The organism is Anaeromassilibacillus sp. An172 (assembly GCF_002160515.1).
Taxonomy (GTDB): Bacteria; Bacillota; Clostridia; order Oscillospirales; family Acutalibacteraceae; genus Limousia; species Limousia pullorum.
In genome coordinates this window covers 1-1,265 of sequence record NZ_NFKS01000059.1, presented here as the reverse complement: position 1 = coordinate 1,265, position 1,265 = coordinate 1, and the positions used below count along the sequence as shown (strand labels likewise).

1 protein-coding gene and 1 pseudogene are annotated in these 1,265 nt (G+C 39.4%); both read left to right on the top strand.

What is annotated here, in order from left to right:
* The coding region (locus B5F08_RS13055; protein WP_162607600.1) for a JAB domain-containing protein at positions 1–308 on the top strand (308 nt) is incomplete at its 5' end.
* Between the two features lie 856 nt (positions 309–1,164).
* A pseudogene (locus tag B5F08_RS13605) lies at positions 1,165–1,265 on the top strand (GntR family transcriptional regulator); the annotation flags it as partial.

Sequence of the window (1,265 nt, the reverse complement as noted above, 5' to 3'; positions counted from 1 at the left end):
ACGCCAAAGGCAGAGAGTTAAGCTGTGTTCCTATTTCCAGCGGAAACTTTAGCGCCGCAACCGTACCTTACGAAAAAATAATAAACTTGGCTATTTTAAGCAGAGCTAAGTCTGTAGCCCTTGCCCACAATCATCCCAGCGGCAGCGTTTTGCCATCTGAAAAGGACATAGACGTGACTTACACTCTTTCCGAAAAGCTCGAAACTATGAGTTTATCACTTTTAGACCACATAATAATCGCCGGCGACGAATACCTATCAATCTGCGACTGCATGGCCAGAATGGGCGACTTCTCTTTTGCCGATTGATTTTTATATCCGCCTTGCAGAGGTTTGCCTTAAAAATAAACGTCGTTTCAAGGCGGGCGAGACCTTCTGTTTAGTTTTGGGAATAGCTCGCTTTCGGTTGGGGTTATTTTATATCTGACCTACAAAGGTTATGCTGTTGGTAAGGCTCTGCACAGGTCGGGCGAGAATTTTATTTCCGCCTTGCAGAGGTTTGCCTTAAAAATAAACGTCGTTTCAAGGCGGGCGAGACCTTCTGTTTAGTTTTGGAAATGGTTCGCTCTCGGTTGGGTTTATTTTATATCTGACCTACAAAGATTATGCTGTTGGTAAGGCTCTGCACAGGTCGGGCGAGAATTTTATTTCCGCCTTGCAAAGGTTTAGCTATGAGATAGACTTCATTTCAAGGCGGGCGAGACCTTCTGTTTAATTTTGGGAATGGTTCGCTCTCGGTTGGGGTTATATTTTTGAATGAAAAGTTTTTTAAATAAATTATTTACACTAAGTTGATTATAAAACAATACCCACGGTTTTTATGATTGAACCATGGGTATTGTTTTATAGTTACATAAATTATTCCTTTGATAGAGTAAGCCGTTCTCATTTAGGAAAATAAAGTTAAATCATTTTATAGTTACAAAAACCACACCTCTGATAGGGCAAGCCATTCCCAGTCAGGAAAACAAAGTTAAATCATTTTATAGTTACAAAAACCACACCTATGATAGGGAAAGCCATTCTTAGTCAGGAAAACGAAGTTAAACCCGCCGCATAACGGAGGTAATCCTCCAGATGAACTTTTCCAAGGCGGATATAAAAAAATCTTGACAAGTGTTATATGCTGTTATATACTGTTTATAGAACAGGAGGGGAATATACATTGAAGATAATTATAAATAATTCATCTGTACAGCCTATATATGAGCAGATTGTAAATCAGATTAAGGCAATGATAACAGATGGAACACTGAAGATTGACAC